Here is a 7,648-nt window from a genome sequence, read left to right as displayed (position 1 = left end):
TAATTATATTAAAGCAAGATTACTGGCTATTTTCATTTATATATTGCTGGGTAAAATAGAAGCTTATTACATAATATTTTTGTCAATAGGATTTAAAATCCATTAATTAAACACTAGTGATATTATTATATATAATAATTTTAAAACAGGTAGATAATAATGTCTTTGCTTAGTCCAATATATTTAAATCAGGATATGATACAAGATATTTCTTCAATTTTAATAAATGGATATTTTGAAAGTATTACTATTAGAAAAGTTAATGATAATACCTATACTGGTAAATATCAAAACAATAATAAGGGTCAGCATAGCGAAGACTATAAGAACACTAAAGGAGATAAGGATGATAGCACAACCATTGGTAAAAGCTGCTGATTATACCAAATATGTTGCTTTTATGAACACTAACACATGTGAATATTACTTTAAAACCTATAATAACAATCAAATCCTAAGGGCATGTCTTTGGGATCATTACAGGAAGAGTTCTAAGCCAATATTCCTTGGGAGCATTGCCTCTTCTGTATGATTTAACTCTTGTTAAACCATAATATTTAAAAAGGTGCTGTCTGAAACAGCACCTTTAAAGTTAAAAATTTAAAAATATTTTTACTTATAAAAAATTACTTGAAGTCTATTCTTTTATAAACTATTTACAAAATATATCATCCATTGTATAAAGTCCTTCCTCAGACTTAACTATAAAGCGTGCTGCTTTAATAGCACCTAAGGCAAAAATACTTTTTGATAAAGCCGTATGCTTTAACTCTATAATTTCATCATCTCCAGCAAATATTATTGTATGTTCTCCCGCTATAGTTCCTCCACGAATGGCATGAATTCCTATTTCATTTTTTTCTCTTTTAACATTTTTACCTTCCCTGCCATAGGTGTATTCTTTACTATTATCTAAAACTTCATTAATTACATTTGCTAATAAATAAGCTGTACCACTTGGCGCATCTACCTTTTTATTATGATGTTTTTCTATAATTTCTATATCAAAATCTTCACTTAATAGTTTGCTTATATTTCTTAATACCCTGGAAAGAATGTTAATCCCAAGAGACATATTCGAGGAATGAAGAATAGCTGTCTTCTTAGATGCATCTTCTATTTCCTTTAGCTGCTCCTCTGAAAGTCCAGTTGTAGCAATAACTAATGGTATTTTTCTTTTTATAGAAAAATCTAACATCTGATCTAGATTAGATGGATGAGAAAAATCAATTATAACATCTACTTCTCCATTATATTCATAAGGATCACTATAAATAGGATATTTATTTTTTCCATCACTATTATATCTATCTATACCTACTGCAATTTCCATGTCTTTTTCTAGTTCTATCTGTCTACTTAGAACTTGAGCCATTTTTCCATTTGCCCCATATATCATAACCTTAATCATCTTATTTCCCCTCAATTCTAAATCCCATATCTAATAAATTTTTTATTAATATACTTTTATTTTTTTCTTCCATTTCTACAAGGGGCAATCTAAGCTCTCCTGCATCCATTCCTATTAAATTCATTGCAGTTTTTATAGGTATAGGATTAACTTCTATAAACAATGAATTAATTAAAGAATTCATTCTAAGCTGAAGTTTTCTAGCTTCATTTACTTTTCCCTCTAAGAAGCTAAAAACTAAATCATGAATTTCCTTTGGCAGAATATTAGCTGCTACGGAAATTACCCCACAGCCTCCAAGAGATAAAACTGCTACAATTTGATCATCATTTCCTGAATAAATATAAAAATTATCAGAACACAATCTAGCTATTTCTGCTACCTGGCTTATATTTCCGCTAGCTTCCTTAATCCCTCTTATATTAGGATGCTTTTCAAGACTTGCTACAGTTTCAGGTAGTATGTTTACTCCTGTTCTTCCTGGAACATTATATAATATAATAGGTATATTTACTTCATCAGCAATAGCAGTAAAATGTTTAATTAAACCCTTTTGAGTTGTTTTATTATAATAAGGCGTTACAAGCAAAAGTCCATCAGCTTTAATACTTTCAGCAAATTTACTCATTTCTATTGCATCTGCTGTATTATTGCTCCCTGTTCCAGCTATAATAGGAATTTTTCCAGCAGCTTTCTCTACTGCAAATCTTAATACTTCCTTTTTTTCATCCTTACTCATAGTAGCAGATTCTCCAGTTGTTCCACAAACTATTATTGCATCTGTACTATTTTCTATATGCCAATTTATAAGTTCTTCAAGCTTTTCAAAATTTACTTTATTATTCTTAAAAGGGGTAACAATTGCTACCCCAGATCCCCTAAAAAGTCTCACTTTCTCAACTCCTCCAACAACAATTCTGCTATTTGGACAGCATTAGTAGCAGCACCTTTTCTAATATTGTCCGCTACAACCCACATATTAAGTCCATTTTCAATACTAAAATCTCTTCTTATTCTCCCTACATAAACGCTATCTGTTCCCTCTGCATATATTGGCATAGGATAAATATTTTCTTTAGGATTGTCTTGTACTACAACCCCTTTAGCTTCTCTTAAAGTTTCATATACTTCTTCAAGTTCAAATTCTTTTTCAAGTTCTAAATTAATTGATATACTATGTCCATATCTAACTGGAACTCTTACTGTTGTTGCAGTTATCCTTAAATCTTGCCTGCCAAGTATTTTCTTAGTCTCTTCAATCATTTTTATTTCTTCCTTTGTATATCCATTTTCCATAAATACATCTATATGTGGCAGACAATTAAAAGCTATTTGATAAGGATAATTTGTATTCTCTAATCCATTCAAGCCATTCTCTAAGTCCCTAATGCCTGCAACTCCAGAACCAGATACTGCCTGATAAGTGGAATATATAATCCTTTTTATTTTAAATTTTTCATCTATAGCCTTTAAAGGCACTACTGATTGAATAGTACTACAGTTTGGATTAGCTATAATTCCATTATGCCATTTAACGTCTTCCGGATTTACTTCAGGAACAACTAAAGGTACATCTTCATCCATTCTCCAGGCACTGCTGTTATCTATAACTATAACTCCTTTATCTCTAGCAATAGCCGCAAACTTTTTGCTTGTTTCTCCTCCTGCTGAAAATAAGGCTATATCTATTTCTCTATCAAAAGAGTTTTCATTAAGTTCTTCTACAAAATAATCCTTAGCTCTAAAGTTGATAACTTGTCCTTTTGATTTAGCTGATGCAAAAAAGTAAATTTTAGAAATTGGAAAGTTTCTCTCTTCTAAAATTTCAATTATTTTTCTTCCTACCATTCCACTAGCCCCAACAACAGCTATATTAATTTTTTTCATTATTTTCCCCCCACATCTTATTTACTGCTTAAATTTATAGATTAAAAGCTTCACATAGAACATTTACTGCCTTTTCCTTATCAGAAGCATTTATAATATATGAAATACTAATTTCAGAAGTAGTAACTTGCTTAAAATTTATAGAACTATCTGAAAATAATTTAAATATCTTAGAAGCAACCCCAGATTCATTTCTCATACCCATTCCAACTACTGATATTTTAGTTATATCAGTATCTTTCTTTACACTTATTCCTGGTGTATTAATATATTGTTTCATTACTAGATCAACAGTACTTTCATCCTCTTTAGATGTTGTGAAAGATATATTAACATAACCATCACCTGAAAATGTTTGGCTTATCATATCAATATTAACTTCTTCTTTTGCTAATCTGCTAAAAATATCCGAGATATATTCTGATGAATAGGGAACTCTGTTAATAGTTTCCATTAATACATTATCACTTACAGTTAATCCAGTTATAACTTTATGTTCCATTTCCTTATCAAACTCCTTTATATATGTTCCTTTTCCTCTTTGATGGCTTGAAGCTACATAAATTGGCACATTATATTTGTAAGCAAGTTCTACAGATCTAGCTTCCATGACTTTAGCACCTAAACAAGACATTTCCATCATTTCTTCATAACTTATATAATCAAGTCTTTTAGCATTTGGAAAAATTCTTGGATCTACACTATATATGCCATCCACATCTGTATATATCTCACAATGACAATTTAACTTTGCTGCTAAAGCTACAGCTGTAGTATCTGAACCTCCTCTTCCTAATGTTGTTATATCTCCTTCCGTATTAATTCCCTGAAAACCAGCTACTACTACAATCTTATCTTCTTCTAAATATCTCTTAATTTTATCAGTATCTATTTCACAAATTTTATTCTTTGTATGAATTCCTTCTGTCTTAATACCTGCTTGAAAACCTGTTAAAGATATTGAAGAATAGCCCTTTTCTTGAAATATTATTGACAAGAGAGAACTTGATACCTGTTCTCCCGTTGCCATAAGCATATCTAATTCCCTTTTGCAAGGCTCTTTTGAAATAGACTTAGCCATTTCAATAAGATTATTTGTTGTTTTTCCCATTGCAGAAACTACAACTACTACATTAAAGCCCTCTTTTTTTCTTTTAATTACCTCATCAGCAATCTTATTCATTTTTTCTAGTGTTGCTACTGATGAGCCCCCATATTTTTGAACTACTAATTGCATAATGTCAATCCCCCCCAAGGTTACCTTCTAAACAAAGACTAACTTTAAAGATAGCTCTTACATAAATCTTCTATAGATTTATTTGATACATATGTTAATGGTATATCAAATATAGTCTTAACCCCCTTACTTCCTTCATTGCTTAATCTATAAACAGCCCTTGAATAAGCTACTAAAACATTGGCTGTAAACTCTGAATTACTATCTATTTTTAAAGAAAATTCTGCTATGTGGTTATTTGTACGATCCTCTCCTGTTCTTCCACTTCTTGCTACAAAACCTCCGTGAAATAATTTTGAATGTTTTTCTAATAATTCTTCTTCTGTAATAAAGGTTACATTAACATCATAGTCTGCAAAATAATCAGGCATAGTTTTAATAGCATTTACAATTTTATTCTTATCTGCATTTTCTTCTGCTACCACATAACATTCTCTTCTATGTTTTTCTCTAACAGTTAAATCTGGATTTTCTCCATTTCTTACCCTTTTAACCGCTTCTTCAATTGGTACTGTATATTGAATAGCATTCTTTACACCAGGTACTCTTCTTATAGCATCTGAATGCCCTTGGCTTACACCTGGTCCCCAAAAAGTATAAGTATTCCCATATGGAAGCATGGCATCAAGTAAAACTCTATTTAGTGAAAACAAGCCAGGATCCCATCCTAAACACACTGCACTAACTTTAGCAGCTTCCTTAGAAGCCTTATCCATAGCTTTTATATATTCTGGAATTTTTGCATGATTATCATAGGCATCTACTGTATTATACATACTAGCAAAATAAGGTCCTTGTACTGGAATATCTGTAGCTGAACCTCCACATAAAATCATTACATCAATATCATTTACATAATTATCAGCTTCATTAATATCAACTATTTTAACTCCTTCATCATAACTTTTTATGTTACCTATAGGTCTTCTAGTAAATATAGCTGCCAGCTCCATATCCGGATTTTGACTAATAGCAAGCTCTACTCCTTTACCTAAATTTCCATATCCCACAATTCCTAATCTTATTTTTTCCTTCATATAATCAGCCTCCTAAATTATTATTTATTGCTTTTATTATTGCCTTTTAAGCATGCCCCTAGCTTTGAATATATTATTAAATTATTCTTGCAAGAATAAAATAAATATCTTTTTTTATATTTTTTTAATAATTGAAATATTCAAATTATTTTTAGTTAAAAAAACACCCGACAGGTTTGTCGGGTGCTAAACGCGTATAACAAAAAAGTATAGCAATCCTCCTACCCTTATAGCTCAATGTGAGATAGCACAACATCATAATATCGAGCAAATACTATGATGACAGTCCTGCAGCTCTTAACTGCAGACCCAGCAACAGATTTTGGTATCTGAAGCTTCGGCGATGCCTCCTTTCTCTATACTTCACTAGCTTCCGGCTTCCATATAGATACTCTTAGAAATCGCGCCTCTACCTCACCCATTAGGATGAGGATTTTTTTATTCAATTTTCTTGTGTATTATAATAACACCCTATCCAGCATATGTCAATAAAATTTTATATAAAAATTTTATTGCTTTATTATAACAATAAAAATTAATAATGTTGTGCATTTAATGTTAATATGATAAAATTACTATCAAAATATTAAGTAAATATTAACAACTAATAACGAAAAAAGTTTGGGGGCTAAGTTATGTTGGATATTAAAATTGTAAAAACAACAAAACCAAAAGAAAAACCAAAGAAAAATCAACCATTAGGCTTTGGAAAGATTTTTACAGATCATATGTTTATTATGAACTATACAGAAGGTAAAGGTTGGCATGATCCTAGAATTGTACCTTTTGAAAATCTTTCTTTATCTCCTGCAGCAATGGTATTTCATTATGGACAAGAAATGTTTGAAGGATTAAAAGCCTATAAAACAGCAGATGGAAGAACCCTTTTATTCCGTCCTGAAATGAATGCTAGAAGAGCAAATAATACTAATAAAAGATTATGCATACCAGAAATAAATGAAGAAGATTTTGTTCAAGCTATTAAAGCTGTTGTAAAAGTTGATGAAGATTGGATTCCTACCGAAGCTGGAACTTCTTTATATATAAGACCATTTATAATTGCTACAGATGAATTTTTAGGTGTAAATCCTTCTAAAACATATTTATTTATTATTATTCTTTCACCTAGCGGAGCTTACTACGAAAGCGGCTTAGCACCTGTAGGCATTTGGATTGAAGATGAATTTGTAAGAGCAGTACGTGGCGGTATAGGAGAAGCAAAAACTGGCGGAAACTATGCAGCTAGCCTGGCAGCACAAGTAAAAGCTCATGACGAAGGCTTTTCACAAGTGTTATGGTTAGATGGTGTTGAACGTAAATATATTGAAGAAGTTGGAGCTATGAATATCTTTTTCAAAATAGATGGAGTTGTAATTACTCCTGAATTAAACGGTAGCATATTACCTGGTGTTACTCGTGCTTCTGTAATAGATTTATGTAAATCCTGGGGATTAACAGTAGAAGAAAGAAAAATATCTATCGACGAAATTTATGATGCCTATAAAACAGGTAAACTTGAGGAAGTTTGGGGTACAGGTACAGCAGCAGTAATTTCTCCTGTAGGAAAGTTTAGATGGAAAGATGAAGTTATGACAATAAAAGATGGAAAAATTGGAGAACTAAGTCAAAAAATATATGATACTATAACTGGTATTCAATTAGGTAAAGTTACAGATACTATGAACTGGACCATTGAAGTAAAATAATTAGAATTTTCATATTCTTAAAAAATTAGAGCTATCTCATTAATGGATTAAAATCCGTTAAAAGTAGCTCTTTTTTTGACTTTAACATGTATTCTTAATTATTTGTAAAACCCATTTTTTTCTTATAATTATCCTAATCATTCTCTAAACTTTTTCTACAGGTATCCAAATTTCACAATAATAATCCTCTGGATTTTCTTGAGGTGGAGTATACATTTCAATATTATAGTTTCCAGCAAGCTTATATTCTTATGATGATGCAGTATCTGCTGAATATCGTTGGGTTAAACAAGTTATTGAGCGTTTAAATCGTACCTTTAAGTCTTCTTATCGTGTAACCTGTGGTTACGGAAGCGATGACGGTGCTCTT

Annotated in this window: 7 protein-coding genes and 1 riboswitch; of the genes, 2 read left to right on the top strand and 5 right to left on the bottom strand. The window is 31.0% G+C overall.

All coding sequences use genetic code 11. The features are described from left to right. The first annotated feature begins 159 nt into the window (after positions 1-159). Positions 160-378 (top strand): hypothetical protein, encoded by a 219-nt coding sequence (locus tag KQI16_RS12310; protein WP_216434834.1) that lies wholly within the window; start codon positions 160-162, stop codon positions 376-378. Between the two features lie 274 nt (positions 379-652). Here the strand turns inward: KQI16_RS12310 and dapB are convergent, their stop codons facing one another. Genes dapB through KQI16_RS12285 form a run of 5 tightly spaced genes read right to left on the bottom strand, consistent with a single transcriptional unit; the run spans position 653 to position 5,572 of the window. Next, on the bottom strand, positions 653-1,411 hold the full coding sequence (dapB, locus tag KQI16_RS12305; protein ID WP_216434832.1) for a 4-hydroxy-tetrahydrodipicolinate reductase: 759 nt from the start codon (positions 1,409-1,411) through the stop codon (positions 653-655). A gap of 1 nt (position 1,412) precedes the next feature. Next, positions 1,413-2,303 carry a 4-hydroxy-tetrahydrodipicolinate synthase gene (dapA, locus tag KQI16_RS12300; protein WP_216434830.1) on the bottom strand — a complete coding sequence of 297 codons (891 nt, stop codon included), beginning with the start codon at positions 2,301-2,303 and terminating at the stop codon, positions 1,413-1,415. Continuing rightward, on the bottom strand, positions 2,300-3,298 hold the full coding sequence (gene asd / locus KQI16_RS12295; RefSeq protein ID WP_216434828.1) for an aspartate-semialdehyde dehydrogenase: 999 nt from the start codon (positions 3,296-3,298) through the stop codon (positions 2,300-2,302). The genes dapA and asd overlap by 4 nt, the downstream gene beginning before the upstream one ends. A gap of 34 nt (positions 3,299-3,332) precedes the next feature. Beyond that, positions 3,333-4,535, bottom strand: coding sequence for an aspartate kinase (locus tag KQI16_RS12290; protein WP_216434826.1), 1,203 nt, complete (start codon positions 4,533-4,535; stop codon positions 3,333-3,335). Positions 4,536-4,579: 44 nt separating this feature from the next. After that, a complete protein-coding gene (locus KQI16_RS12285) occupies positions 4,580-5,572 on the bottom strand; it encodes a diaminopimelate dehydrogenase (RefSeq protein WP_216434824.1) in 993 nt (330 codons plus the stop codon). A gap of 237 nt (positions 5,573-5,809) precedes the next feature. Continuing rightward, positions 5,810-5,992: riboswitch (Lysine riboswitch) on the bottom strand. Between the two features lie 215 nt (positions 5,993-6,207). On the opposite strand from KQI16_RS12285, the gene KQI16_RS12280 reads away from it, so the two are divergent. Then, a complete protein-coding gene (locus tag KQI16_RS12280) occupies positions 6,208-7,278 on the top strand; it encodes a branched-chain amino acid aminotransferase (RefSeq protein ID WP_216434822.1) in 1,071 nt (356 codons plus the stop codon). Positions 7,279-7,648 lie beyond the last annotated feature (370 nt).

It is taken from the genome of Caproiciproducens sp. MSJ-32, assembly GCF_018918055.1.
Taxonomy (GTDB): Bacteria; Bacillota; Clostridia; order Clostridiales; family Clostridiaceae; genus Clostridium.
This window is presented reverse-complemented; position numbering and strand designations above follow the sequence as displayed.

What these genes read in the sequence shown, in the direction of transcription:
- KQI16_RS12310 (WP_216434834.1), top strand. Translation starts at nt 160, where the DNA reads ATGTCTTTGCTTAGTCCAATATATTTAAATCAGGATATGATACAAGAT.
- dapB (WP_216434832.1), bottom strand. Translation starts at nt 1,411, where the DNA reads ATGATTAAGGTTATGATATATGGGGCAAATGGAAAAATGGCTCAAGTT.
- asd (WP_216434828.1), bottom strand. Translation starts at nt 3,298, where the DNA reads ATGAAAAAAATTAATATAGCTGTTGTTGGGGCTAGTGGAATGGTAGGA.
- KQI16_RS12290 (WP_216434826.1), bottom strand. Translation starts at nt 4,535, where the DNA reads ATGCAATTAGTAGTTCAAAAATATGGGGGCTCATCAGTAGCAACACTA.
- KQI16_RS12285 (WP_216434824.1), bottom strand. Translation starts at nt 5,572, where the DNA reads ATGAAGGAAAAAATAAGATTAGGAATTGTGGGATATGGAAATTTAGGT.
- KQI16_RS12280 (WP_216434822.1), top strand. Translation starts at nt 6,208, where the DNA reads ATGTTGGATATTAAAATTGTAAAAACAACAAAACCAAAAGAAAAACCA.